General features: G+C 63.3%; 31 protein-coding genes. 12 read left to right on the top strand and 19 right to left on the bottom strand.

Translation table 11 applies throughout. The features are described 5' to 3' along the window. Nucleotides 1-141: 141 nt before the first annotated feature. Together NKI29_RS12730 and NKI29_RS12735 are read right to left on the bottom strand one after the other, a co-directional pair. Entirely contained in the window at nt 142-2,019 is a 1,878-nt protein-coding gene (locus NKI29_RS12730) for an ABC-F family ATP-binding cassette domain-containing protein (protein WP_352569711.1), read from the bottom strand. 448 nt (nt 2,020-2,467) lie between these two features. After that, nucleotides 2,468-2,647, bottom strand: a complete 180-nt coding sequence (locus tag NKI29_RS12735; RefSeq protein WP_023677659.1) for a hypothetical protein — start codon at nt 2,645-2,647, stop codon at nt 2,468-2,470. 132 nt (nt 2,648-2,779) lie between these two features. On the opposite strand from NKI29_RS12735, the gene NKI29_RS12740 reads away from it, so the two are divergent. The 3 genes from NKI29_RS12740 to NKI29_RS12750 all read left to right on the top strand — a co-directional run bounded on the left by NKI29_RS12740 (nt 2,780) and on the right by NKI29_RS12750 (nt 5,596). Then, entirely contained in the window at nt 2,780-2,953 is a 174-nt protein-coding gene (locus NKI29_RS12740; protein ID WP_023677660.1) for a hypothetical protein, read from the top strand. Nucleotides 2,954-3,047: 94 nt separating this feature from the next. After that, complete coding sequence (locus NKI29_RS12745; RefSeq protein WP_352569709.1) at nt 3,048-5,129, top strand: ATP-dependent helicase; 2,082 nt, start codon at nt 3,048-3,050, stop codon at nt 5,127-5,129. Between the two features lie 164 nt (nt 5,130-5,293). Continuing rightward, the gene (locus tag NKI29_RS12750) at nt 5,294-5,596 is read left to right on the top strand and encodes a DUF982 domain-containing protein (RefSeq protein WP_023677662.1); all 303 of its coding nucleotides are present in this window, start codon (nt 5,294-5,296) and stop codon (nt 5,594-5,596) included. A 60-nt stretch (nt 5,597-5,656) separates the two neighbouring features. Here the strand turns inward: NKI29_RS12750 and NKI29_RS12755 are convergent, their stop codons facing one another. Together NKI29_RS12755 and NKI29_RS12760 are read right to left on the bottom strand one after the other, a co-directional pair. Continuing rightward, entirely contained in the window at nt 5,657-5,956 is a 300-nt protein-coding gene (locus tag NKI29_RS12755; protein ID WP_352569708.1) for a hypothetical protein, read from the bottom strand. A 13-nt stretch (nt 5,957-5,969) separates the two neighbouring features. Further along, nucleotides 5,970-6,482, bottom strand: coding sequence for a DinB family protein (locus NKI29_RS12760; protein WP_352569707.1), 513 nt, complete (start codon nt 6,480-6,482; stop codon nt 5,970-5,972). A 73-nt stretch (nt 6,483-6,555) separates the two neighbouring features. On the opposite strand from NKI29_RS12760, the gene NKI29_RS12765 reads away from it, so the two are divergent. From NKI29_RS12765 to NKI29_RS12785, 5 genes are all read left to right on the top strand, one after another. Then, entirely contained in the window at nt 6,556-7,266 is a 711-nt protein-coding gene (locus NKI29_RS12765) for a glutathione S-transferase family protein (RefSeq protein ID WP_352569706.1), read from the top strand. A gap of 313 nt (nt 7,267-7,579) precedes the next feature. Continuing rightward, on the top strand, nt 7,580-8,215 hold the full coding sequence (bluB, locus tag NKI29_RS12770; RefSeq protein WP_352796381.1) for a 5,6-dimethylbenzimidazole synthase: 636 nt from the start codon (nt 7,580-7,582) through the stop codon (nt 8,213-8,215). 50 nt (nt 8,216-8,265) lie between these two features. Further along, the gene (locus NKI29_RS12775) at nt 8,266-8,661 is read left to right on the top strand and encodes a DUF1905 domain-containing protein (RefSeq protein WP_352796383.1); all 396 of its coding nucleotides are present in this window, start codon (nt 8,266-8,268) and stop codon (nt 8,659-8,661) included. 245 nt (nt 8,662-8,906) lie between these two features. Next, nucleotides 8,907-9,329, top strand: coding sequence for a nucleoside-diphosphate kinase (gene ndk, locus NKI29_RS12780; protein WP_023677669.1), 423 nt, complete (start codon nt 8,907-8,909; stop codon nt 9,327-9,329). Nucleotides 9,330-9,365: 36 nt separating this feature from the next. Then, nucleotides 9,366-10,196: a class I SAM-dependent methyltransferase gene (locus tag NKI29_RS12785; protein WP_352796385.1), complete on the top strand. Its 831-nt coding sequence runs from the start codon at nt 9,366-9,368 to the stop codon at nt 10,194-10,196. Between the two features lie 75 nt (nt 10,197-10,271). On the opposite strand, the gene NKI29_RS12790 is transcribed toward NKI29_RS12785, so the two are convergent. The 7 genes from NKI29_RS12790 to NKI29_RS12820 all read right to left on the bottom strand — a co-directional run bounded on the left by NKI29_RS12790 (nt 10,272) and on the right by NKI29_RS12820 (nt 15,878). Further along, nucleotides 10,272-10,541 (bottom strand): hypothetical protein, encoded by a 270-nt coding sequence (locus NKI29_RS12790; protein WP_023677671.1) that lies wholly within the window; start codon nt 10,539-10,541, stop codon nt 10,272-10,274. A gap of 193 nt (nt 10,542-10,734) precedes the next feature. Then, the gene (locus NKI29_RS12795) at nt 10,735-11,502 is read right to left on the bottom strand and encodes a YbaY family lipoprotein (protein WP_352622382.1); all 768 of its coding nucleotides are present in this window, start codon (nt 11,500-11,502) and stop codon (nt 10,735-10,737) included. 85 nt (nt 11,503-11,587) lie between these two features. Next, on the bottom strand, nt 11,588-12,067 hold the full coding sequence (locus NKI29_RS12800) for a molybdenum cofactor biosynthesis protein MoaE (RefSeq protein WP_352622384.1): 480 nt from the start codon (nt 12,065-12,067) through the stop codon (nt 11,588-11,590). 3 nt (nt 12,068-12,070) lie between these two features. After that, nucleotides 12,071-12,328, bottom strand: coding sequence for a molybdopterin converting factor subunit 1 (gene moaD / locus NKI29_RS12805; protein ID WP_023677674.1), 258 nt, complete (start codon nt 12,326-12,328; stop codon nt 12,071-12,073). 1 nt (nt 12,329) lies between these two features. Next, nucleotides 12,330-12,926 (bottom strand): CDP-diacylglycerol--glycerol-3-phosphate 3-phosphatidyltransferase, encoded by a 597-nt coding sequence (gene pgsA, locus NKI29_RS12810; RefSeq protein WP_352481786.1) that lies wholly within the window; start codon nt 12,924-12,926, stop codon nt 12,330-12,332. Nucleotides 12,927-13,026: 100 nt separating this feature from the next. Continuing rightward, complete coding sequence (gene uvrC, locus NKI29_RS12815) at nt 13,027-15,105, bottom strand: excinuclease ABC subunit UvrC (RefSeq protein WP_352636512.1); 2,079 nt, start codon at nt 15,103-15,105, stop codon at nt 13,027-13,029. Then, complete coding sequence (locus NKI29_RS12820) at nt 15,102-15,878, bottom strand: SDR family oxidoreductase (RefSeq protein WP_352569697.1); 777 nt, start codon at nt 15,876-15,878, stop codon at nt 15,102-15,104. The genes uvrC and NKI29_RS12820 overlap by 4 nt, the downstream gene beginning before the upstream one ends. A gap of 420 nt (nt 15,879-16,298) precedes the next feature. Between NKI29_RS12820 and NKI29_RS12825 the strand changes: the two genes are divergently transcribed. Further along, nucleotides 16,299-16,949 carry an outer membrane protein gene (locus NKI29_RS12825; protein ID WP_292662341.1) on the top strand — a complete coding sequence of 217 codons (651 nt, stop codon included), beginning with the start codon at nt 16,299-16,301 and terminating at the stop codon, nt 16,947-16,949. Between the two features lie 78 nt (nt 16,950-17,027). Here the strand turns inward: NKI29_RS12825 and NKI29_RS12830 are convergent, their stop codons facing one another. Then, nucleotides 17,028-17,624 carry a glutathione S-transferase family protein gene (locus NKI29_RS12830; RefSeq protein ID WP_352569696.1) on the bottom strand — a complete coding sequence of 199 codons (597 nt, stop codon included), beginning with the start codon at nt 17,622-17,624 and terminating at the stop codon, nt 17,028-17,030. An 81-nt stretch (nt 17,625-17,705) separates the two neighbouring features. Here NKI29_RS12830 and NKI29_RS12835 point away from each other — a divergent pair, with 81 nt between their 5' ends. Then, the gene (locus NKI29_RS12835) at nt 17,706-18,587 is read left to right on the top strand and encodes a hypothetical protein (RefSeq protein ID WP_352755916.1); all 882 of its coding nucleotides are present in this window, start codon (nt 17,706-17,708) and stop codon (nt 18,585-18,587) included. 455 nt (nt 18,588-19,042) lie between these two features. On the opposite strand, the gene NKI29_RS12840 is transcribed toward NKI29_RS12835, so the two are convergent. Next, nucleotides 19,043-19,573 (bottom strand): DinB family protein, encoded by a 531-nt coding sequence (locus NKI29_RS12840; RefSeq protein WP_352594392.1) that lies wholly within the window; start codon nt 19,571-19,573, stop codon nt 19,043-19,045. Between the two features lie 62 nt (nt 19,574-19,635). Between NKI29_RS12840 and NKI29_RS12845 the strand changes: the two genes are divergently transcribed. Next, nucleotides 19,636-20,271 carry a TetR/AcrR family transcriptional regulator gene (locus NKI29_RS12845; protein ID WP_502896680.1) on the top strand — a complete coding sequence of 212 codons (636 nt, stop codon included), beginning with the start codon at nt 19,636-19,638 and terminating at the stop codon, nt 20,269-20,271. Nucleotides 20,272-20,309: 38 nt separating this feature from the next. On the opposite strand, the gene NKI29_RS12850 is transcribed toward NKI29_RS12845, so the two are convergent. From NKI29_RS12850 to NKI29_RS12870, 5 genes are all read right to left on the bottom strand, one after another. After that, nucleotides 20,310-21,062 (bottom strand): sulfite exporter TauE/SafE family protein, encoded by a 753-nt coding sequence (locus tag NKI29_RS12850; RefSeq protein WP_352594391.1) that lies wholly within the window; start codon nt 21,060-21,062, stop codon nt 20,310-20,312. Between the two features lie 125 nt (nt 21,063-21,187). Further along, the gene (locus NKI29_RS12855; protein WP_352796387.1) at nt 21,188-21,640 is read right to left on the bottom strand and encodes a hypothetical protein; all 453 of its coding nucleotides are present in this window, start codon (nt 21,638-21,640) and stop codon (nt 21,188-21,190) included. 125 nt (nt 21,641-21,765) lie between these two features. After that, nucleotides 21,766-22,614 (bottom strand): 23S rRNA (adenine(2030)-N(6))-methyltransferase RlmJ, encoded by an 849-nt coding sequence (locus tag NKI29_RS12860; protein ID WP_352594390.1) that lies wholly within the window; start codon nt 22,612-22,614, stop codon nt 21,766-21,768. Then, entirely contained in the window at nt 22,611-23,222 is a 612-nt protein-coding gene (locus NKI29_RS12865; protein ID WP_352796389.1) for a hypothetical protein, read from the bottom strand. Before NKI29_RS12865 ends, NKI29_RS12860 begins: the two co-directional genes overlap by 4 nt. A 4-nt stretch (nt 23,223-23,226) precedes the next feature. Then, complete coding sequence (locus NKI29_RS12870) at nt 23,227-23,898, bottom strand: TetR/AcrR family transcriptional regulator (RefSeq protein WP_352743355.1); 672 nt, start codon at nt 23,896-23,898, stop codon at nt 23,227-23,229. An 85-nt stretch (nt 23,899-23,983) separates the two neighbouring features. Between NKI29_RS12870 and NKI29_RS12875 the strand changes: the two genes are divergently transcribed. Then, nucleotides 23,984-24,451: a carboxymuconolactone decarboxylase family protein gene (locus NKI29_RS12875; protein ID WP_352796391.1), complete on the top strand. Its 468-nt coding sequence runs from the start codon at nt 23,984-23,986 to the stop codon at nt 24,449-24,451. A 27-nt stretch (nt 24,452-24,478) separates the two neighbouring features. Here NKI29_RS12875 and NKI29_RS12880 read toward each other — a convergent pair. After that, the coding region (locus NKI29_RS12880) for a phosphotransferase (RefSeq protein ID WP_352796393.1) at nt 24,479-24,914 on the bottom strand (436 nt) is incomplete at its 5' end.

The following is a 24,914-nucleotide window of genomic DNA, read 5'->3' on the forward strand; positions in this document are numbered from 1 at the left end:
GAGATGTCCGGCAGGACAGAGGGGGGCGTGAAGGATCGCTACGTCGTCGGTGTGACTCGCTCTTGATCAAACTCCAACGACCGGCGGCTCCAAATGGCTGTCAGGCTGGCGGGAACCCACGAGCGGGGAGATTACGCTCTCCTACTCCGCCGTGCCTTCCTCGTACTCCGCCGACATCGACAGCCATTTTTCCTCATGGCCGGCCAGCTGTTGCGCAAGTTGTGAGCGCTCCTTGGCCAGCCTTGTCGCGGTCGAGGGGTCCTTTTCGTAGACGGCCGGGTTGGCGAGTTCGTCCTCGATCAGGTCGATGCGCTTGCGGAGGCGGTCCATCAGCGCTTCGGTGGCGCGGATTTCCTTGGCCAGCGGCTCGAAGGCGGCGCGGCGCGCGGCCGCATCGCGGCGGCGGTCGGCCTTCGACGCTTTGTCCGCCTCGCGCTTGCCGCGGCGGTCGCCGGAGACGCCGGTAACCAGCGTCTTGTAATCCTCGAGATCGCCGTCATACGGATTAACCGCGCTGTCCTTGACCAGCCACAACCGGTCGGCGGTCGCTTCGAGCAGATGGCGGTCGTGCGAGATCAGGATGACCGCGCCGGGAAAATCGTTCAGCGCATGGATCAGCGATTCACGGCTGTCGATATCAAGATGGTTGGTCGGCTCGTCGAGGATGAACAGGTTCGGCCCCTCGAAGGCCGACAGTCCCATCAGCAGCCGCGCCTTCTCGCCGCCGGACAGGTCCTTGGCTGCGGTGTTCATCTTTTCGGTGGTCAGGCCGAACTGGGCGACGCGACCGCGCACCTTCGATTCCGGCGCTTCCGGCATCAGCCGGCGGACATGCTCATAGGCGTTTTCGTCCGGCCTGAGGTCGTCGAGCTGGTGCTGGGCGAAGATTGCTACCTTGAGCCCGGGCGCCACCGTCATGCTGCCGGTCTCCGGCTTCAGCCGGCTGGCCAAAAGCTTGGCGAAAGTCGACTTGCCGTTGCCGTTGGCGCCGAGCAGCGCGATGCGGTCGTCGGCATCGATGCGCAGCGTCATCTTCTTCAGGATCGGCTCGCCCTCGGTGTAGCCGACGTTGACGTTGTTCAGCGCAATGATCGGCGAGGCCACCGACTTCACCGACTCCGGAAAGGAGAACGGCCGCACCGTGTCGTTCACGATCGCGGCGATCGGCTTCATCTTCTCCAGCGCCTTGATGCGCGACTGCGCCTGCCTCGCCTTCGACGCCTTGGCGCGGAAGCGCTCGACGAAGGATTCCATGTGCTTGCGCGCTGCTTCCTGCTTGACGCGGCCCTTCTCCTGCAATTCGCGCTGCTCGGTGTATTGGCGCTCGAACTGGTCGTAGCCGCCGCGCCAGAAGGTCAGCTTCTTCTGGTCGAGATGGACGATCGAGTTGACGGCGCGGTTGAGCAGGTCGCGATCGTGCGAAATCAGCAGCACGGTGTGCGGGTATTTCGACACGTAGTTTTCCAGCCACAGCGTGCCTTCGAGATCGAGATAATTGGTCGGCTCGTCGAGCAGCAGCAGATCGGGCTCGGCAAACAACACGGCGGCCAGCGCGACGCGCATGCGCCAGCCACCGGAGAAGGACGAGGCCGGGCGCCGCTGCGCGGCATCGTCGAAGCCGAGGCCGGCGAGAATGGTGGCCGCGCGTGACTCGGCCGAGTGCGCATCGATATCGGCCAGCCGCATGTGGATGTCGGCGATGCGGTGCGGATCGGTCGCCGTCTTTTCCTCTTCGAGCAGCGCACTCCGTTCAAGATCGGCCTTGAGCACGATCTCGATCAGCGGCTCCTCGGTGCCCGGCGCTTCCTGCGCCACCTGACCGATGCGCGTGTTCTTGGGCAGGCTGATCGAGCCGGTTTCGGAGGCGAGATCGCCGGTGATCGCCTTGAACAAGGTCGTCTTGCCGGTGCCGTTGCGGCCGACAAGGCCAGCCTTGCTGCCGGCCGGCAAGGTCAGTGAGGCATGGTCGAGAAGCAGGCGTCCGGCCATGCGGAGCGAAAGGTCGTTGATGATCAGCATGGCCGGGCTTTTGCACGGGACAACCATGCTTCGCAAGGGCTTGAGCCCCGGTTCGCCGCATAAGGCGCGAAAACCGGCAAGCAAGTCAGCCCGCCGCGCCGCGACTTCCCGCAAAACGCAAAAAGAACCCGCTATCCTGAGGGGGGACAAGGAGAGCGGGCTCTTTCGTGAACGGCGGCCTTGGGAGCGTCCGATCGACATCCAAACACGCAGGAGCCCGGTTTGTTCCTTGGGAAGAACGAACTATGTGATGAACAAATGCTGCTGTGGCCGGCAGGTTTGTCCACAGGGGCGTGCCGTCTGTACGCTATCGACCATGACGCTGCGGAAAGACTCGGCTATCCTTGGATGTGCGGCGGGCCTGATCTCCGCCTGGCCGGCGCCATCAGCTTCCTCCCAAGCGGCGCCGGCCACCTTCCTTGACCGGCGCCGACGCCATTTGAGGCGGTCATTGTTTCGGCGGCGTGCCGGGCTGATCGCCGCCGGTCGTCGACTTCGGCACCGGATTCTTGTCGACCTGCGGGTTCTGATCGACCGTGTCGCCAGGGGCCTTGGTCGGCTGGATATTGTTGTCGCAACCCGCAACAGTCAGAGCTGCCATAAGCAGCAGGATTGAGCGCTTTTTCATCGCAGTCTCCTCTCGCCCGACAACGAGGCGTCGGCGATTTGGTTGCGCGGCCGGTGTCGTTCCTGCATTCGCCAAGGGGCCTGGGAACAAAATGCCGCGTCTCCGGTTGCTCCACAATCAATGGAGGAAGGCATGATCCGTCTGCTCATCGCCGGGGCAATCGTCTATGTTGCCTATCGCGTCGCCAAGAAAGTGATCGACGAGGTGCCCGACGATTTTGATCCGCTGCTGTTGCCACCGCCGCAGGACGATCGCGAGGCGCTGCGGCGGCAATCGGCAAGGATGGGCGTCGAGCCCGAGCGTTAGTCGACAGGCCTGCCCGCAAGGCTTCTTCGCTCACGGGCCCTATTCCGGCTCCGCAAACCGTTGCGAACAAAGCAGAAACGATGCTTGATGGGCGATGAACCTCGCCGCCCGTGATTCGTCCTTCCAGCCGGCCTATCTGGCGAAGCTCAACGCCGAGCAGCGGCTTGCCGTCGAACATGGCGACGGCAAGATCGCCGGACCGTTGCTGGTCATTGCCGGCGCCGGCTCCGGCAAGACCAACACGCTGGCGCACCGGGTCGCGCATCTGATCGTCAGGGGTGCCGACCCGCGCCGCATCCTTTTGATGACATTTTCGCGCCGTGCCGCAGCGGAAATGGCCAAGCGGGTCGAGCGCATCGCCGGCGAGGTGCTGGGGCGCGATGCCTCGGTGATTACCGATGCGCTGAGCTGGGCCGGCACGTTCCACGGCATCGGCGCCAGGCTGCTGCGCGATTATGCGCTGGAGATCGGTCTCGATCCGGCCTTCACCATCCACGATCGCGAGGATTCCGCCGACCTGATGAACCTCGCCCGCCACGAGCTTGGGTTTTCGAAGACCGAAGCCCGCTTCCCGACCAAGGGCACCTGCCTTGCGATCTATTCGCGCGCGGTCAACGCACAGGCGCCGCTCGGCGAGGTGCTGGGTTCGGTGTTCCCGTGGTGCGCCGGCTGGGCCGAACAGCTGAAGCAATTGTTCGCGCGATATGTCGAGGCCAAGCAGGGGCAGAACGTGCTCGATTACGACGACCTGCTGCTCTACTGGGCGCAGATGGCCGGCGAGCCGGAAATCGCCGCGCATCTGGGTGCACGTTTCGACCATGTGCTGGTCGACGAGTACCAGGACACCAACCGGCTGCAGGCATCGATCCTGACGGCGCTCAAGCCCGACGGATCGGGGCTGACGGTGGTCGGCGACGACGCGCAGTCGATCTATTCGTTCCGCGCCGCGGAAGTGCGCAATATCCTGGATTTTCCCAAGCAGTTCGCGCAGCCGGCGGAGGTCGTCATGCTGGAGCGCAACTACCGCTCGACCGAGACCATCCTGGCGGCCGCCAATGCGGTGATCGGCGAAGCTTCGGAACGTTTCACCAAAAATCTCTGGACCGAGCGCAAATCAGCGGAAAAGCCGAAGCTGGTGAGCGTGCGCGACGAGACCGAGCAGGCGAGCTATGTCTGCCAGGCGATACTCACCGAACGCGAGGCCGGCACCGTTCTCAAAGCGCAGGCCGTGCTGTTTCGCGCTTCGCACCATAGCGGCCCGCTGGAGATCGAACTGACACGCCGCAACATCCCCTTCGTCAAGTTCGGCGGGCTGAAATTCCTCGATGCCGCCCACGTCAAGGACGTGCTGGCCGTGCTGCGCTTTGCCGAAAACCCGCGCGACCGCGTCGCCGGATTTCGCGTGCTGCAACTTCTGCCCGGCATCGGCCCCTCGGCCGCCAATGCGATCGTCGAGACCATGGCGACGTCGCTCGACGAGACGATGGGGCTTGCCCGCTACCGGCCGCCGCAGCGGGCCGCCGACGACTGGCCGGGCTTTGTCGCGCTCTATTGCGGCCTGCGCGCCGGCGCAAAAAAATGGCCGGCCGACATCGAGCAGGTCAGGCTCTGGTACGAGCCGCATCTGGAACGCATCCACGAGGATGCGACGACGCGCCGGGCCGACCTCCTGCAGCTCGAGCAGATCGCTTCCGGCTATGGCTCGCGCGAGCGCTTCCTCACCGAGCTGACGCTCGATCCGCCGGACGCGACCAGCGACGAAGCCGGCCCGCCGCACCGCGACGAGGATTATCTGATCCTGTCGACGATCCATTCGGCCAAGGGCCAGGAGTGGAAGAACGTCTTCGTGCTCAACACCGTCGACGGCTGCATCCCGATCGATCTCGGCGTCGGCAGCAAGGAGGACGTCGACGAGGAGCGGCGGCTGCTCTACGTGGCGATGACGCGGGCCAAGGACAGCCTGCACCTGGTCATGCCGCATCGCTTTTTCGTCCACGGCCAGGCGGCGCGCGGCGACCGCCATGTCTATGCCTCGCGCACGCGCTTCATCCCGCGCTCTATCCTCGGCGCCTTCGAGCAGGTGGCATGGGCCAGCGTCCAGGCCAGAGACGATCCGCGCCGCCAGCCGCAGGTGCGTGTCGACCTCGGCGCCCGCATGCGCGGCATGTGGAAATAGGCACCCGCCTCGACGTCGGCGCTGCTCGCCCGGCGACCGCTCCCGGAGCCGGCGAAAAAACAATCCCGGCAACATGGAACCTCGCGCCGTGATCCGCGTTTCTGCCCGACCCCCAGACCGGAGAACGGCGTCCGCCGTGACCTCCGCCCATTCGAGAGGCCAGAATGCACGACAGGACGTTTTCCACCCCGGTCGCCCTAACTGTTGGCGCCGGCTACAAGCGTACGATCGCTTCGTTCTCCGAGATGCACGAATTCCTGACCGAGTTCCCGCCTTCGCGCCGCCGGCTGAGCTATGGCGCCGCGGTAAAGGCCTGCGAGGCGGCACGTGCCGGCGATATCTCGGCCGAAGCGGCACGCGACGCCCTGATCACCTTCGCCGTGACGGCAGGTATCCTCTGGCCGGCCGCCCAGCCGGCAGTCTCGGTCAAGCCGGTCGCCCGGGGCCTCGGCGGCTACGCCGCCTGACAAGACTCTTCGTCATCATGGCCGGCCGGATTCCGGTCACCAGTGCTGGCCCGGCGGATCCTAAATCAGCTGCCTTCTGATACTCATCCGGGTCACCGCAGTCACAAGAATGGCGCCGATCATGAAATAGATGGTCGCGACGATGTCGCCCTGGTGGAAATAATAACCGGAGTTGAGAAGCGCCAAGACCACGGCGAAGAACGCCACAAGGCGCAAGGGTTCATCGGGCATGCGTGCCAATTCTCGCTGTTGCTGCTGAATGCTGCTGAAGCGGCCGCCCTCACGACCATCCGCTCCATAAAATGTTTCGGCGCGTTTTGCAATCTCGGCAGATCGTCCTCTATCCACGGTCCGCTTCACCAGCCGCCCAGGTTCAGGCGAAGGCCCTGCCCTCCTCGCTGCGCTGGAACATCGTCAGGTCCAGTCCGAGGCTTGGCTTGCCCAGAATGGTCAGGATCGCATGCGCCTGGCCGCGGTGGTGGGTCTGGTGGTTGAAGAAGTGGTCGAGCGCCGGCGCCAGCCGCTGCGAGACGGTGCGCATATCCGAGACGGTCATGTAGGAGAAGCGGCCCGACAGCGCCTTGTCGCTCAGGCCGTCGACCCAGTCGATGATCCGTTTGTCCTCGGCCTCGCGCGCCAGCCGCAAGCCTGGCAAGGCGCGGTGCAGGATCGTGTCGAGCCTTGCCGGCGCGTCGCCCTCGCCGGTGAAGCGTTTCATCCAGATACGGTCGGCTGCCAGGAGGTGGTTGAGCGTTCCCATCATCGAACCGAAGAAGACGCCGATATTGCGGTCGAACTCTTCCTCGACGAGATCGGCAGCGGCATCGTAGATGCGGCCGTTGGCCCATTGATTGTAGGCCGCAAACATCCTGAAATGCTGTTTCATTTTCTCTCGACCTGCGAGACCCCCTGCGCGGGTCCGTTTCGGCCATAGTTAGACTGCAAGGACGCTGCCGCCAATGACCATTCTGCTCTACGACCTTGTCGGACGCGACGCCGCCCGCCCGTTCAGCCCGCATTGCTGGAAGGCGGCGATGGCGGTGGCCCACAAAGGGCTCGACATCGCCAGCGTGCCGACCCGTTTCCTTGAAGTGCCGAAGGTGGAAGGCGGCGTCTCGAAGCTCGTTCCGGTGATCCGCGACGGCGAGACGGTGGTCGCCGATTCCTTCGCCATCGCGCTCTATCTCGAGGAGACCTATCCCGAGCGGCCGACATTGTTTTCCGGCGACGGCGGCAAGGCGACGGCGCGCTTCATCGAACGCTGGTCGCAGCTGACCATCCATCCCTACGTCACCACCGCTGCGATACTGGACCTGCACGCCATGCAGGACGAGGCGAACGCCGCCTATTTCCGGCAGAACCGCGAGCAGCGCTTCGGCAAGCCCCTGGAGGCGGTTTACGCCACCCGCGACGCCGGGCTCGCCAGCTTCCGCGCCTCGCTGGAGCCGCTGCGCTCGATGCTTGGCTATCAGCCCTTCATCGGAGGCCGGTCGCCGCTATTTGCCGACTACATCGTTTTCGGCGCGCTGCAATGGGCGCGCATCGCCACGCCCTACCGGCTGCTCGACGACACCGATGTCGTGGCGCAATGGTTCGAACGATGCCTCGATCTGCATGGCGGCCTCGGCCGCACGGTTGCGGCCGCAGCGATCTCCCGCCTTGAGAGTTGAAATCGGCAGTTTTCATCGGCGGCGGCACATTTTGTTCTTGCTTTGTGCCGGCAGCTATGCTACTAATCTCGATATGGTGATGATTCGCACCGACGCCCGCCCGGCCTGCCGAGGCGGGTTTTGTTTTGCCGATCGAGGTCCAACGGCGTAGATCGCGGCGATGTCGTCCGGCCTTAGCTGAAAGTTGCCAGCCGGCGAAATGCGACAATGCGGGTAGACGAAGTGTCGCTCGAAGCGCCTCATCAGCGCCTGGATCGAAGCAAACAGGACGAACATCCGGCGAACCGGGCAATCACAACAAAGGCAGCGCGCCATGACCGCAAACCCAGAGTTCCCGGCCGATTTTCGCGCTGCGCTCGCCAACCTCTTCCTGTGGCGGCGCGACGTCAGGCGGTTCAAGCCGACGCCGCTCCCCGATGGAGCGCTGGAGCGGCTGCTCGAGCTTGCCAGCGCCGCACCGTCCGTCGGGCTGAGCCAGCCCTGGCGCTTCGTCGTCGCCGAGAGCGAAGCATGCCGCGCCGCCGTCAGGGCCTGCTTCGAGCGCTGCAACGCGGAGGCACTCCAAAGCTTTTGCGGTGAACGCGCCGCCCTGTATTCGCGCCTGAAGCTTGCCGGCCTGAATGAGGCGCCCTGCCAGCTTGCGGTTTTCGCCGACCGCGCAACCGAGCAAGGGCATGGGCTTGGCCGCCTGACCATGCCAGCCACCATAGACTATTCCGCTGTCATGGCGGTCCACACGATGTGGCTGGCGGCGCGAGCCGAAGGAATAGGCATGGGCTGGGTCTCGATCCTCGATCCGGCCGAGATGGCGACGATCATGGACGTGCCGGCGGAGTGGACGCTGATCGGCTATTTCTGCGTCGGCTATCCCTCGGAGGAACACAGTGTGCCGGAACTGGAACGGGAAGGCTGGGAGGTCCGGCGCGCTTCGATCGTGATAAGGCGGTAGTGCAACGGCGGCGCTGCCATCCTCTTTGCGCTCCTCCCTTGCAGGGCAGAATGGATATTCTGGATGATTTTCGCCGATCGTCAGCATCGCCAACAAGAGACCGTGGCAAGGCCAGTCACGACGGCCTTGATCTGAGGAAGGGCATTGAATGTTTCGCTGCGACGTGCAGGCCGAGAGGCTGGGTCTATCAGGGCAAGGGCGGCTGGCATTTCGTGACGCTGCCGCCGGAGCTTGGAGCCCGGATCAAGACGGCGATGGTGGGGATGGCAAGGCCCTGGGGCTCGCTTGGCGTGGAAGCCGTCATCGGCCAGACCAGATGGCGGACATCGCTGTTTCCCGACAAGAAATCCGGCAGCCTGCTCTTGCCGATCAAGACCGCGGTGCGGGTTCGCGAAGGCCTCGGGGCTGGCGACACGGCCAACCTGACGATCGAGATGCAGTTATGACGACGTAGTCTCAGGCTGGCGACGACGCGCTATAGGGCTGCCAGTCGATCGGACCCAAAGTGAGTACCGGTTTCTGGAAAATCCGATGCTGAGCAAAAAGATGGAGCGGCGGCATGGTTCGACTTGAAAGTCCGCCGCCCCAGCGCAGAAATGCGCGCCGCGCCGGCCTCCCCTTGGCAAGGCGGCGGGCGGCTTGTATAGAGCCCGCCACCTTCAATTCCACTCTCCATCACAAGGACGATCCCATGGCGCTCGAACGCACCTTTTCCATGATCAAGCCGGACGCGACCCGTCGCAATCTCACCGGCGCTATCACCAAGATACTGGAAGATGCCGGCCTGCGCGTCGTCGCTTCGCGCCGGGTGTGGATGAGCCGCCGTGAGGCGGAAGGTTTCTATGCCGTCCACAAGGAGCGTCCGTTCTTCGGCGAGCTGGTCGAATCCATGTCGTCGGGCCCGACAGTCGTGCAGGTACTGGAAGGCGAGAACGCCATTGCCAAGAACCGCGAAGTGATGGGCGCCACCAATCCGGCAAGCGCAGCCGAAGGCACCATCCGCAAGCTGCACGCGCTGTCGATCGGCGAGAATTCCGTGCATGGTTCCGATGCGCCGGAAACCGCCGCGCAGGAGATCAAATACTGGTTCTCGGACACCGAGATCGTCGGCTGAGCCGGCATCCCGAACCCCATCAAAGAGGCCGGCGCAATGCCGGCCTTTTTTGCTAAAGCGCGTCGCGTTCGACCGGCCTCATGCGACGCGCTTCAGGTTTCTTGTCTTGATGCATGTCGTTATCGCAAAACCGCTGCACACTTTTGCGCGACATGCAGTAGCGGACATTTTCAGCTTCAGGCTCCTCGACGGGTCACGGGTGCGTTAAGCTCGGAGGGGCGGATCAAACGCGATCCCGACAATGGAGCCGACCAGGCCATGACCAGCACCATTCCCGGTTTCTTCCAAGGCACCGAAATGCCAACCAGCGGCTGGTGGGAAGCGCTGTGGCCCGAGCCTGCCAGTGTCCTGGCGGCAGTCGGCATGAAGCCCGGCACGGACGTGGTCGATCTCTGCTGCGGCGACGGCTGGTTCACGCTGCCAATCGCCAGGGTCGCCCGTCATGTGATCGCTATCGACATCGATGCCGATCTGCTCGACGTCGCCAGGCGGCGGCTGGCCGAAGGAGGCGCGGGCAATTGCGAGTTTTTGGCGGGCGACGCCTATGAACTTGCCAGGCTGGTGCCTCAAACCGTCGACTTCGTTTTTATCGCCAACGCTTTCCACGGCGTTCCGGATCGGCCGCGGCTTGCCCGCGCCGTGCGCGCGACGCTTGGCCCTGCCGGTCGTTTTGCCATCGTCAACTGGCACCAGTATCCGCGCGAGCAGACCACGGTCCTGGGCGAGCCGCGCGGGCCAAAGACCGAGCTGAGGCTGTCACCCGAACAGACCACCGCGTCGGTGGAAGCGAGCGGGTTCAAGCTCGCCGAGCTGGTTGATGTGCCGCCCTATCACTATGGCGCGGTATTCAAACTCGCGACGAATTGAGAAATATCGCATGAGATGCGGCATCGTCGCCCGATACATGTCGCCCGCCGCCCCCTAGCGGCGGGTTCTGCCTGTCTATTTCGCCTCGCGTTCCTTCACGTTCGCATGTTCGTTCGCCGCTTCCGTGTCGGTGGACGGGGTCTTGGTCTCTTCACCTGAAAACGGGCTGCCCTGCCCCGGTGCGAGATCGCCGCTATGGCCGGCCTTGTTGGTCTGGAACGGTTGGCTGTCCGCTTTGAGACCGTGGTCAAGAGCATTGACGAGATGGTCGTCCGCCTTGGCAAGGCCGGTAAAGGCAAGGAGCGATGCACCGGTGGCGGCAAGGATAAGCGTGTGCGTTTTCATGTCTGGACTCCTTTGAGTTAAGGCCAGAACGAGCCGCAGCCATTCTGGCGGCTTCAACGAAGGGACAACGTCCCTTTTGCCTTACCCGCCATTTTATGTGGAACTAACGCGCCCTCTGCCCGGCCTATTCCCGCTGAAACACAATGTGATCGGCATGCAGCTGCCGCAGAGAGTAATCGGCTTGGGTGATGCGCTAGCTCGCGGCGTTGAAGCGCAGAATGTCGCGGCCGCCGCTGTCAATGATGACAAGCTTGCCGGCGTCGACGTGGTAGGATGCCGCTTTGGCCAGCGCCTCGAACAGCGCCTTTTCCTCGGCCATGACCTGAGGCGCGCAGGCCTTGAAGGTCGAGCCGATGTCGCTGATGGCGATCATCGAGCCGTCTACCTTGGCAGTGGCGAAATAGACGTTGCAAGGGCCGCTGCCGCCGGCCTTGCCGGCTTCGCTGATCCGGAATGTCGCCCGCGGCTCGGCAATCACGCCGACACCGTCGATATATTCGACCAGCCAGCTTTGGCCGAACACCGAAGCTGCCGCCGGCGCATCGCTCGGCGCCGCCATTTTCAGCATGATGGTCTGTGGCGCGTCGCTGAGCGGGTCGACCTGGTGGCGCGCATCTGTGACGAACAGCAGCCGGTCGTCGACAGTGATGCGCGCCTGCAGCGCGTAGGTCATATCAGGCCGGATCACCTGCGGATCGAAGCTGATCTCGAACTTGATCGGCACCTGGCCGGCCGGCACCACCTTGCGCTCACCGATGATTGCGGCCGGCGCGTCGGCCAGCGACACGTCGGCAAGCTGCACGGAAAGCACGGCATTGGGCGGCAGCGCGATGCGCTCGCGATACATCACCTCGCCCTTGAGGGTCTTTTCGGCAGCCGCGGAATGATCCGGAATGGCCAGGATGCCGACGGCCAGCGGCACCAGTCCGAAGATGAAGAACTCGGCAATCCTGTCCAGCATGATCCTGCTCCCCTTCCGGCGAAGGGTCTCGCAGGATTGCGGTCAATGAATGGCTGGCCGGGTATGGGATGGCTGTCGCAGGGATTTATTTGGACGGCGGCTGCTTCCAGCGGCTCGCCGCCTTGTCGTCTGCCTCCTTGGCGTCGACCCAGCCGCCTTCGGAACCGTCGCTATGGTGTTCCTTTTTCCAGAACGGCGCCCGTGATTTCAAATAGTCCATCAGGAAATTCGCGGCCTCGAACGCCGCCTGCCGGTGGGCGGAAGCCGCCACTACCAGCACGATGTTTTCGCCGGGCGCGATCTTGCCGTGGCGATGGATCGCGGTGAGCCCCTGCAGTGGCCAGCGCTCGATTGCCTCGCCGGCGATGCGGGATATCTCGGCTTCCGCCATGCCGGGATAATGTTCGAGCTCGAGCGCGGAGAGCCTGCCTTGCTCGTCGCGGCAAAGGCCGGAGAAGGTCACCACAGCGCCGATGTCGTTGCGACCCCTGGTCAGCCTGGCGATCTCGGCGGCGACGTCGAAATCCTCCGCCTGGATGCGCACGACCGGCACCACCGCGGACATGGTTCAGCCACCGGTCATCGGCGGGAACAGCGCGATCTCGCGCGCGCCGGCAATCTTCTCGCGGTGCTCGACATGTTCCTGATTGATGGCGACGCGGATCACGTCAGGATATTGCAGCGCGTTCTCGTACTCTTCGCCGCGCGATTTCAGCCAGCGCAACAGGTCGGCGACCGTTTCGATGCCGGCCGGCAGTTCGACCTCTTCCTCCGGTCTGCCGATCCGCTCGCGCACCCAGGCGAAATAGATGAGCTTGGTCGACATTTTATTCATCCATGATGTGCTTGAGGCCGGCGCGGAAATAGTCGTAGCCGGTGTAGAGCGTCACCAGGGCTGCGATCCACAGCAGCACCAGCCCGGTCTGGGTGGTCAGCGGGAAGATCTTGTCGCCGGCGGGACCTGCAAGCAGGAAGGCGATGGCGATCATCTGGATGGTGGTCTTCCATTTGGCCAACTGCGTCACCGGCACCGAAACCTTCAGGGCCGCCAGATATTCGCGCAGGCCCGAGACCAGGATCTCGCGGCACAGGATGATGATCGCCGCCCATAGCGACCAGCCGGCGATGCCGGCATGGCGGTCGGTGTCGGCGGCAAGCAGCAGCAGGCAAGTGGCGACCAGCAGCTTGTCGGCGATCGGGTCGAGCATCTTGCCGATGTTGGAGGTCTGCTGCCAGGCGCGCGCCAGATAGCCGTCGAAGTAATCGGTGATCGAGGCGAGCAGGAAAATGATGAGCGCCGACCAGCGCGCGAAGTCGCTCGATTTCAGATGGCCTTCCAGGAAGAAGCACAGCACCACCAGCGGCACCGCCAGGATGCGGGCATAGGTGAGCATGTTGGGCAGGTTGAATGCGCGCTGAGCCATGTTTTGGGAACTCTTTCTGCCTGCTTAGTCAAATCAGAAGCGAATGTGGGGGGTCAACAGGCCAGAATCGATTAGCCAGCCGAAATGTCGGCAATACGTCTTAGCTCTCGTGAAAATGATTGTAGACCAATTTCGCCACCTGCTCGGAAATGCCGTCGACCTTGACCAGGTCCTCGACGGCGGCGCGGCTGACCGCCTTGGCCGTACCAAAATGCATCAGCAGCGCGCGCTTGCGGCCGGGGCCGATGCCGCTGATCTCGTCGAGCGGGCTCTTGACCATCTCCTTCTTGCGGCGGGCGCGGTGCGAACCGATGGCGAAACGATGGACCTCGTCGCGCAGCCGCTGGACGAAATAGAGGACCGGATCGCGTACGGGCAGCGAGAATGGGGCCTTGCCCTTGACGAAGAAGCGTTCGCGGCCTGCATCACGGTCCTGACCCTTGGCGATGCCGATGGCCACGACGCGGTCCTCGATGCCGAGATCGGCGAGGATCTTGCGCACCGCCGTCATCTGCCCTTGGCCGCCGTCGATGAGGATGACGTCGGGCCAGGCGGGGAAGCCGCCCGCGTCCTCGATATCGTCGCCCGGTTCGGTAGGGCTCGCCTCGCCCGCGCCCTCGGTTTGCGGGGCGTCGCCATGTTCCTTCAACAGCCGCGAAAAGCGCCGCTGCATCACCTCGCGCATCATGCCGAAATCGTCGCCCGGCGTGATCTCGGTCGAGCGGATGTTGAACTTTCGATACTGGTTCTTCACAAAACCTTCCGGCCCGGCGACGACCATGGCGCCGACGGCGTTGGTGCCCATGATGTGCGAGTTGTCATAGACCTCGATGCGCACCGGCGGTTTTTCCAGGCCGAAGGTCTCGGCAAAGCCAGTGAGCAGCCGCGCCTGGGTCGAGGTTTCGGCGAGCCGCCGGCCGAGCGCCTCGCGCGCGTTCTGCAGCGCGTTGTCGGTCAGGTCCTTCTTCTCGCCGCGCTGCGGCACCGAGATCGAGACCTTGCGGCCGGCGCGGGTGGAGAGCGCCTCCGCCAGCAAGTCCTGGTCCTCGACGCCATGCGACAACAGGATGGTGCGCGGCGTCGGCTTGTCGTCGTAGAACTGCGCCAGGAACGATCCCAGCACCTCGCCGGCTTCGAGCGCCGGATCTGCCTTGGGAAAATAGGCGCGGTTGCCCCAGTTCTGGCCGGTGCGGAAGAAGAACACCTGGATGCAGACCTGGCCGCCCTCCTGATGGATGGCGAAGACATCTGCCTCGTCGACGGTCTGCGGATTGATGCCTTGATGGCTCTGCACATGCGACAGCGCCGCCAGCCGATCGCGATAGATGGCGGCGCGTTCGAAATCGAGGTTCTCCGAAGCCTGCTGCATGGCGGCGGAGATCTCCGTCTTCACCTTCTGGCTGCGGCCGGAGAGAAAATCCTTCGCCTCGGCGACAAGCCTTGCATAGTCGCCGTGCGAGATTTCGCCGGTGCACGGGCCGGCGCAGCGCTTGATCTGGAACAAAAGGCAAGGCCGGGTGCGGTTCTCGTAGAAGGAGTCGGTGCAGCTCCTGAGCAGGAAGGCGCGCTGCAGCGAGTTGATGGTACGGCCAACTGCGCCGGCCGAGGCGAAGGGGCCGAAATAGTCGCCCTTGCGCGAGCGCGCGCCGCGGTGCTTGTAAATACCGGGCGAGACATGGTCGCCGGTCAACAGGATATAGGGGAACGACTTGTCGTCGCGCATCAGCACGTTGAAGCGTGGCCGCAAGCGCTTGATGAGGTTGGCTTCAAGCAGCAGCGCTTCGATCTCGGTGCGGGTGACGACGAACTCCATGGTCGATGTCTCGCGCACCATGCGGCCGATACGGCTGGTGTGGAACCGGCCTTGCGCGTAGCTGGTGACCCGCTTCTTCAGGCTGCGTGCCTTGCCGACATAGAGCACGTCGCCGGCGGCATTCATCATGCGGTAGACGCCGGGCGCATTGGGCAGCCGCTTTACCAGCGTCTGGATCACCTCGGCGCCGACCATGCCGTCGGCGTCGCCGGCATGCGGGGTCCAGTCGATGGCGGTGAAGGTAACGTCCGGACCGCTGGCTGCAGGCTCGACGACCTCCTCGGCCGCCTCGTCCTCGAGGTCGATTTCGGGCGGCAGGTCGTCGGCGCCACCGCGCGTTTTTTGTTTCTGGTCCATGGGGCTCATTCCGTCATGCCTGTCACATCGGGCGTCTGCCATGCAAGATGCTGGCCGCCGTCAAGCGCGATCATCTGGCCGGTGACCGAGCGTGCCGCCCAGAGATAACGGATAGTGGCACCGAATTCCGGCAATTCCGGGCCGCGTTTCAGGATCAGCCCGGCAATCTGGGCATCGAAATCGCTGTCGTGCTGGCGCGTGTTCTTCAAGGTCGGGCCAGGACCAATGGCGTTGACACGGATGCGGGGACCCAGCGCCTGCGCCATCATCTCGGTCGCCGCCCACAAGGTCGACTTCGACAGCGCATAGGAGAAATAACGCGGCGTCGGTCGCCAGACGCGCTGATCGATCATGTTGACGATCAGCCCCTCACTGTTCTGCGGCAAGGCCCGGGCGAAAGTCTGTGCCAACAGCGCCGGCGCCTTGACATGCATGGCGAAATGGCGATCCCAGGCCGGCCAGTCGAAATCCTCAACGCTGTCGTGCTCGAACAGCGAGGCGTTGTTGACCAGCAGCGACACCGGCCCGAGTGCCGCCGCAGCGCGGCCGACAAGGTTGCTGACCGCGTCCATGTCGGTCAGGTCGGCAGCAACCACTGCGGCCCGGCCATGTCGACCAAAATGACCACTGGTGATCTGGGCCGCCAGTTCCTCCGCCTCGGCCAGCGAGCGATTGCAATGAATGGCGACGGCAAAACCATGCGCGGCAAGATCTTCGACGATCGCCCTGCCGATCCGCTTCGCCCCGCCCGTCACCAGTGCCGTCGCGGCGACCTTGCTCATCTGTCAATCCTTAATCCGATGCCGATTCCGACCTGCCGGGATCGCGCCGGCAAATTATGGCCCGCCAAGCGTTAAATCCCATTTCCACCTGGGGCAGGATTGTGGCAAAGTGGCCGGTGGGCGTTTTGGCTCGACCGGAATTCGGGCCAGCCCGCCCGCAATATAGGGCGCTGGAGCCCTTACACCAAGCCGTGTGCAGTGCAGCACGGCGAACCTGCTGACATTCGCTGTTGCGAAGATGCAACGTCAAGGTTCTGCCTCATTCGTGCCAGGTAATGACCCAAGTTCAGGTTCGCTTCAGCCGCATTTCGACACGACATTTGGAACCGTTGAACGCCGGATCCGTTTCACCCCCCGGACGGGTTGAGGGCGCTCATGAAAAAACAAGCCTGTGTCCTGTGGCTTAAGGAGTAAAGAACAATGCAAGCCAATCTTAAATTTGCGCGACCGCTCGCGGTGGCGTTTGGGCTGTTCGCCCTCGGCGGAACCGCCTATGCCGCGGACGTGGTTCAGGAAGAGCCGCCGGCACCTGCCCCGATCGCAGAACTTCCGGTCGCATCCTGGGCCGGTCCCTATGCCGGTGTGAGCGTCGGCTACGGCTTCGCTGGCCATGCCAAAGCCAAAGACATTGGCGTCGACGTCGACACCAAGGGTTTTGTCGGCGGCGTCTTCGGCGGCTATAACTGGCAGCAGGAGAACTTCGTCTACGGTGCCGAAGCCGATATCGGCTACAACGGCGTCAAGGGCGACGATGCCGGCATCGAGGCCAAGGGTGGCTTCGAAGGCTCGCTGCGTGCCCGCCTCGGCTACGCTGTCACCCCGGATATCCTGCTCTACGGCACCGCCGGTGGCGCGCTGAAGAACCAGAAGATTGAAGCTGCCGGCGTAAGCGACACCAACACGCAGTTTGGCTGGACAGCCGGCGTGGGTACCGACATCAAGATCACCGACAATGTGTTCGGCCGTGTCGAGTATCGTTACACGGACTTCGGCAGGAAGGACTTCGACGGTATCGGCAAGGTCAAGTCGACCGACAATCGCGTCACCTTCGGCGTCGGTATGAAGTTCTAAGTCGTCCAAGCCACGACACGAAAAAGCCGGGCCTCGCGCCCGGCTTTTTTTGTTGGCATCGGTTGAGACCGCTTGTCCTCAAGCCGGGATAGCGGGCTTCAGCTCCGGGAATTTCTCGTCGAAGCGTGCCGCCCAGCGCGTCAGCCGGCCGCGGCCCTTTTCCCATTTTCCAGCGAAGCGCAGCGAGAGATAGCCGAGGCAGGCGCGCAGTGCGATCTGGCCGAGGGTGATTTTCTTCGGCAGCTTCGGCGGGTTCGCGTTGAGCAGATCGAGCGCGGCCGAAATCTTCGTCCACTGGCGCTCGAGCCAAGGCTGGTAGACCATCTCTTCCGGCCGTGTGCGCCGCTCATAGACCATCGACAGCGCGCAGTCGCAGATGCCGTCGGCCAATGCCTCCAGCACCTCCGCCTCAAGGCGCTTGTCGGGATTGCGCGGAAACAATGCGTTCTTCGACATCCGGTTGAGATGCTGGGTGATGGCGCGGCTGTCGTGGACCGAGCGGCCGTCATCGAGCACCAGCACCGGGATCTTGCCGAGCGGATTGGCGCCGATCAGTTCGGCCGGCCTTTCCTCGGTCTTTATCGGCACGAGATCGACCGCAATGCGGGCATGAAGTGCTGCCATGCGCACCTTGGAACTGTAGGGGGAAGTAGACGCGTAGAGCAGTCTGGGCATTGTCGATTCCTGTTTGCCGGCTACAGCTCCATATGCCCCGTTGGACGCGCAAAAGGACGCTGTAGCATTGTGACTTCGCGCATGACCCTCACCGAAAATCGATTCCGACAGGGAGCTCGTGCGTGGGCACTGTTGACCGATCATGCAGGGTTCATCAACGGCCAGAGGCGGAAAACCGCGCCGCCAGCGTATAACCATTGTCTCGACGTCAATCGCGATGTGATAAGCCGCAGTGCGGCAGACGCGAGCGGGTCGGATAATCCAAATCCGATTAGCTACCAACTCGGCCTTGCACCGAAGGTTGGTTTTGGCAGCCACGAAAATCCCACCGGACTTCGCCGCATGGCGAAGTCCTGGGAGCTGCGAAAAGACGTCTTCCTCCCGCCTCTTTCTGGTCCTGCCCGACTGTCAACCAAGAAGCGAGGCGCCTGTCCGGCGTCCCGCCCTGGCTGTCTTGAGTACTGTCCCCTGCGACAGCAGGACCGCGACTACTTCTTGGCCTTCGCCTTTGCGGGCGCTGCCTTCGGCTTGGCCGCGGGCGCTGCTTTCTTCACTGCTGCAGAAGATTTCGCAGCGGCGGCCTTTGCCGGTGCTGCCTTCTTCGCAGCGGGCTTCGCCACGGCCTTTGCAGCCGGCTTCTTGGCCGGTGCCGCCTTCTTGGCCGGTGCAGCCTTGGCCTTGGCCGGTGCTGCTTTTGCCTTGGCAGGTGCTGCTTTCTTCACGGCCGGTTTTGCCGCGGCCTTGGCGGCTGGCTTTTTGGCCGGCGCTGCTTTTGCCTTAGGCGCGGCGGCTTTCGCTTTGGCAGCGGGTGCTGCTTTCTTCACAGCAGTTGCGGCCTTTGCCGCGGCTGCTTTTGCTGGTGCTTTCTTTGCCGGTGACTTTGCCGGTGCCTTGGATGCCGGCGCTTTGGATGACTGCTTAGCCATATCATGCCCCTTCCGTTGTGCCGACGGCCGTTATTGACCCGGCGCGCATTGCATATCTGACTCGCGGCTTGCTAGCCAGCGAAGCATTAGAATGATTTTTGCAGCTTAAGTTTTGGTTACGGCGAGCGCGCGACCATTTTACCCGCGCAAAAATCGGCTGCGAATCTTTGTGTCCCGCAGCGAAGTTCTGCGACAGAAATTCTGGTCGCTCTATCTCGACCGGTCTTCTCGTCAAGCTCAGGACCTTTTCGACCTGCTTTGCGCTTCAACGTCCGACGCTCGGCGCGAACATTGTCAAGAGCGAAGGCGGTCGCCCGCCTCGTCTTGTCCGAAACGATAAACTACAGGTAAGTAGGAAGCAACGCGACGAGCACGCCGCTGCACTATCTTGCACGACGCGATGAAAGTAAGCAGATAGCTCGCATTTCTAAAGGACAGGATATCGTTCGATAGATCCGGTCGAGCCGACCGTGATCGAAAGCGCTCGGCCGTTCAGGCGCCGAGCGGTTCACGGCTTATCTGCAGCCGGCGCGAAGGCTCGGCCCTGTGGAGATGGACGGCGAAGGTATCCCATGGCGGCATGACCGAAATCTGCGCCAGGATGCGCCCCGCTTCACCGCGATGATAGCCGCCGTGCAGTACGACGTGGGTCAGCATTTCCTGTCGCGACATCAATGCCTTATCCCCGTCGGTGAACACGAATGCGACGGGCTCGGACAGCTGCCGCGACGAAACGGTTTCGAGATAATCGAGATACCAGCGATCGGTCGCTGCGACCGCGGCGCGAAGTTCGTCGAACGCCGGCGTGTCCTCGGTGGTGTCGGCGGAGTAGCCATGGCTTGCGTCAACCAGGTGCGCCGAGAATATCCGCGACACCACATGGCTGTGATCGACGAGCCGTATCACGGCCTGCCGTTCCTTGCCGTGAACATGCGGGTCGAGACTCGCGAGCTTTTCCAGCAGTTCGTCATTGGCCCAGGCCTGATAGGCAAACAGGCTGCGAAGCAGAGCGAGCGCATTCATGGTCGGTGTCCTTTTCCGGAAATGCGAGTATGTTGTTTATATTTTCAGGAGAATGGGCGAACGTGTCTACTCGCATTGCAAAACCGCATCCGCGCATGCGCAAACAGCCGCGCCAGGCGCGTTCCAGGGCAACCGTCGAGGCGATCATCGAGGCGGCGGCTCATGTTCTGAGCGGGCTGGGCTGGGCCGGCTTCACCACCAACAAGGTTGCCGAGACAACAGGTGTAAGCATCGGCACGCTCTACCAGTATTTTCCCGACAAGCTTTCCCTGCTCGCTGCCGTCCGGCGCCGTCACTTCGATCATGTGCTGTCGGTCATTCGCGATTCGGCGGAAGACCAAAAGCCGCTCAGGAAATTCGCGCAGGAGCTGGTGCGCGGCATGATCGCCGCGCACAGCATTCACCCGACACTACATCAGGTGCTGCTCGACGAGGCGCCGGGCGATCGCGGCTCCAGGGCCGCCCATGCTTCGTTCCAGGCACAATACCTCAACCACTATGCGACTGCTGTCGCCACTTATCGCAAGCCAAGGAAAGGCGCCGACATGCAGACCGTGGCGCGCGTGCTGTCGTCAGCGATCGAAGGTGTGATCCACAACGCGGCACGCCGGAACATGCTCGCCGCGCCGGAGCTGCAAAAGCAACTCGTCGAACTGGTCTGCGCCTACCTATCGGGAGCAGGCCGCATCGGTCGATAGCGCATGGCACGGCGGAAGTCGGGATTTCTGTGTGTCGTTCAAACCCGGCTTATGAGGTGCGGCAAGGACGATGCCAACAATGCCGCACCTGATGCGGCCAAGAGTGCGAGGACGATCTTTCGAAAAGTCGCCTCGCTAACGCCGATGTAGAGTCTCGCGCCAAGGAGTGTTGGTATCAACATCGCCGGCGCGACGACGGCAAACATCGGCAGCATTTCGAGCTTGATCTTTCCGGCCGCAAGATAGGCAGCCATCGTCATGGAGAGGGTCACAAGGTTGAAATTCTGGATGACAATACGCTGCCTGTCCTTTTCCCATTGGCGCAGCACGCACCACAGCGTTGGAACCGGGCCGGTGAAGCCGCCAAGTCCACCCATGACGCCGCCGACCAGACCTATTGCACCGTCTGCAACAGGACCCCCGACCGTGATGGGAGGGAGGCGACGCGCAAAGAGCATCAAGGGACACCAAACGACCAGCAGCGCTCCGAAGACCAACTTGAACAACTGCACATCCAGCAAGGGCAGGATGGCGACACCGACCGGAATCCCGATGATCCCCCCGATCAGGAATGGCAGCAGAAGCTTGAGGTCGAAGCCCCGGCGGACGGTGACGGCGGCGATGATCTGGCCGGTGAGCGCCCCAAAGACCGCCATGGCGGCAGCAAGCTGGGGCTCCACGGTCCAAACCCAAAACGACATGGCAACCAGACTGAAAGCGAACCCGGACAGCCCCTGGACGAAGCCTGCAAAGACCGCGCCGAGAGCAACAGTATAAACAAGCGAATCCATGTGGTGCTGTTTCCCCGCAAACTCGTGACAGCAGATCGCGCTTCCCGCGAATGCTGCGCCGCATGGAAACGGTGACGGTCGATCAGGTGGCCGGTGCTAAAAAGTCGGAATCAGCGAGTGCGCGATCAGCGCAGGACGCGGCAGCGGCCGTTGTAGACCATCCAGCGGTCGAAGCCCGAGACGCAGAATTCGACATTGTCGCCGATCGAGGCAAAACCCTGGCCTTCCTCGATCAGGTACCAGATGGTGCGGGCGCCGCCGTCGGAGAGGTTGACGGTGGCGCCGCAATAACGGCGGCCGATCGGCCAGGTGTCGTCGGCCGGCAGATAGCGATGCTGGTGGATGCGCTGGAAGTCGACGATCTGCACATCCGGCAGATGCGGCACGTGATGCACCTGATAGGAGAAGCGGTCGGTGATCTTGTTCAGCACCCAGGCCTCGCCGCAGACGCCGCTATCCTCGTCGGTATAGATTGCAAGGTCGGCCGCCTGGACTGCCTGGGTGACGCCAAGAGGTGCGGCCAGCGGCGTGCAAAAGGCGAGCAGTGCGGCAAGGGCGGATTGGGCGAAGCGAGTCATGGCAGCCTCTCAAGGTCGACTGCGCGCACTGTGCGGATTCGCTGACGCGCGGTCAAGCGGTTGTAGCGACCGTGGTTGTGGTGACGATGGTTGCGCTGACGGAACGGCAGGGCCGCGCCCTCAAACTACTGTCCCGCCAGCCAGTCCAGCGTCCAATGCGACGGCTGCTCAAGTGCAAGCAGCCGGTGCAGCGCCGGCAGCAGCGTCCGTAACTCGCCTTCCAGCGTGAAGGGCGGATTGACCACCACCATGCCGCAGCCGTCGAGGCTCGGCTCGACGGCGTCCGGCCTGATCTCAAAACCGATGTCGAGCAGCTTCGAAATGCCCGTCTGCTTCAGCGCCTTGCGGAAGGCGGCGACCGCCCTGCGGTCCTTGAGCGGATACCACAGCGCGTAAATCCCTCCTGGCCAGCGCCGATGGGCTCTTTGCAGCCCGTCGACCAAGCGACCGAACTCGCCCTCTTCCTCGAAAGGCGGATCGATGAGCACGAGGCCGCGCTTTTCCTTTGGCGGCAGATGCGCGCCGAGGGCCAGCCAGCCGTCGAGCTCGATCACCCGGGTCTGGAAGTCGCCGTCGAACAGCGCCTTCAGCCTGGCGGCATCCTTAGGGTGCAGTTCGACCGCCGACAGCCGGTCCTGCTTGCGCATGAGGTGCCGGGCGATCAACGGCGAACCCGGATATTTTTTCACGCCGCCGTCCGGATTGAGCGAATGGACGGCTTCAAGATACGGCGCCAGCAGTGCCGCCGCCGGCGCATCGAGTGCGGCGTCGACCAGCCGGCCGATGCCGCCTTGCCATTCGCCCGTCTTTTGCGCTTCGGTCGAGGACAGATCGTAGCGGCCGATGCCGGCATGGGTGTCGATGACCCGAAACGCCTTGTCCTTCTGCTTCAGATATTCGATCAGCCGGCTGAGCACGACATGCTTGACGATGTCGGCGAAGTTCCCGGCATGGTAGGCATGACGATAGTTCAATTGGAGCCCCTGCCCCAGCGCGGCGGTGGCGGCTGCGAGTTTGGATTTTGCGGCCGGCGGCCGCCGAAACGGAATGCCAGCACCAGCCCGACCAGGCCGGCCGCCATCAGGGAAAAACCGACCGGGTGGGCCCGGCGGTCGACCTCGCCGGCTCCCGAGCGCAGGACGAGATCGACGGCCCGCATCGGAATGCCTTCGGCGTCGCCCGGACCGACGGTGAAGATGTAGGAACCAGGGGTAACGGTCGGGATCAGGCCGGCCTCGTCGCGAAAGATCCTGTCCGGCAGTTGCGGGCTGACCTGGCGCGGATTGTCGGAGTGATTGAACTGCAGCGTCGAGGCGAGCACCGTCCTGCCGCCGGTGGCGGCAGTGAGGGTCAACACAGTGCGCTGCTGCGAGACGATGCGCTCGGCTCTGGCCGTAAGGTCGACCAGCACGCGTAGCGGCCCGTCGCGTGCGCTCAGCGGCACGGTCACCGGCTTGAACCGGCCCTGGTCGTAAACCCGCCAGGTGCCGATCTCATGGCCGGAGAAATTGGTCATCGCCCAGGGGTAGACGACGCCGATGCCGGTACCGATGAGCAGTATCAGAGCGAACAGGGAGCGCATGACGTCAAGACCCGGTGTTCGGCGCGCTGGCGCAGTCGCGGGCGTTCTCCATTTCGTCCAGGAGCATGTCAAGGCCGAGATCAAACGTCCGGTCGAACTCGGCGGTGCCGAAATAACGCCCGGCCGCAGCTACTTTTGGAAAATCCTGCGCCAGTTGCTCGTCGCTGACGATGGTCACGGCCGAAGGCCCCTTTGCATAGCCGGCAGTCTCGTCGAGGATGGCACCCATCAGATAATAGCCGGTGGTGCGGAACAGCCGCGCACCCAGTTCCGGTCCGAAGCCGCCGGCCTCGAACAGGCCAAGGATGCCGTTCAGCCAAGTGAGACAGGTCGGCGAATTCATCCGGTAGGTTACAAGGAACGTGGCAAAGGCCGGGTGCTCACGCGCGACGCGGCGAAAATCCTGCACGGCAATGCGTAACCTTTGTCGCCAAGGGAGGTCCGCGTCGGGCATTTCGAGGGAGCCGATCAGCCGATCCACCAAGGCTTCGAAGAGATGCGCCACCGAAGGAAAGTGGTGATAGATGCTCATGGCTTCGCAGCCGAGTTCTGCCGCCAGCTTGCGCATCGAAAACCCGGCGAGGCCCTCGCTCTCGATCACCTTCAAAGCCGCGTCCTCGATCATCTCGCGAGACAGCCGGCCGCGCGGTCGCTTTTTTTTGATCGATGTGTCCATGGCGTCGCTTGACAACTTACACTGTAAGGTTCATTTTCTACGTTACCTTACACCGTAAGGCCAACAAACACCAGAGGAGAACGTCATGTCTGCCCATCGTACTCTTTCATCAACGCATTCTTCCATCCGCCGTGCCTGCCTGCTCGCCGCCGCCTGTGTGCTGACGCTGGCTGCAGCTCCTTCTTATGCCGATGAGTATGACGCAACCGTCAAGGACATCCAGTCGACCATGGGCGGGGTGCCCGGTTTCGTAAAGCAGTTCCCGAAAGCCGGTCTGCCCGGTGCATGGGCCGAGGTCAAGGCCATCCAGCTCAGCGACAAGACGGCGCTGCCGCCGAAGGTCAAGTCGCTGATCTCGCTGGCGGTGGTGGCGCAAATCCCGTGCAACTACTGTATCTGGTCGGACACGCAGGACGCCAAGCGCGCCGGCGCCACCGACGAGGAGATCCAGGAGGCGGTCGCCGTTTCAGCGCTGACCCGCCATTGGAGCACCATCTTCAACGGCATGAAGGTCGATTTCGATACGTTCAGGAAGGAGATGGGCGGGCAGTAATGCTTTCGTTATTAGAGCGGGACGCGTTCAGACTGAATTAGCCTTCCCGCTTCGACTGTTTGTGTGATCCGCCAGCACCTCATCGATGACCCGCCACGATTTTTCCGCCTCGCGCTGGTTGCCGTCATGTCCCGAAGCAACGATCAGCGCCTTCCACAACGCCCAGCCCCGTGCGCGCGCCCAGCTGTGCTCGTCAAGGGCAATGGCGTCGCGGAACGCCTGACGGCTCTCGCCGTAAAATTCCGTCCACGCGATCACCAGATCACAGGCAGGATCGCCGATAGCCGAACTACCGAAATCGACGACCGCGTAGAGCTTGCCATCTTCGACGAGCAGATTGCCCGAGGCGACGTCGCCATGGACCCAGACCGGCGGGCCCAGGCAAACCGCGGCGAGCGGCGGGGCCCCCCCCCGCGACTCGGCCGGGCGGGGGTGGGGGGCCCCGCGCCCCCCCCCGGGGGGG

It is taken from the genome of Mesorhizobium sp. M0678 (assembly GCF_040320505.1).
Taxonomy (GTDB): domain Bacteria; phylum Pseudomonadota; class Alphaproteobacteria; order Rhizobiales; family Rhizobiaceae; genus Mesorhizobium.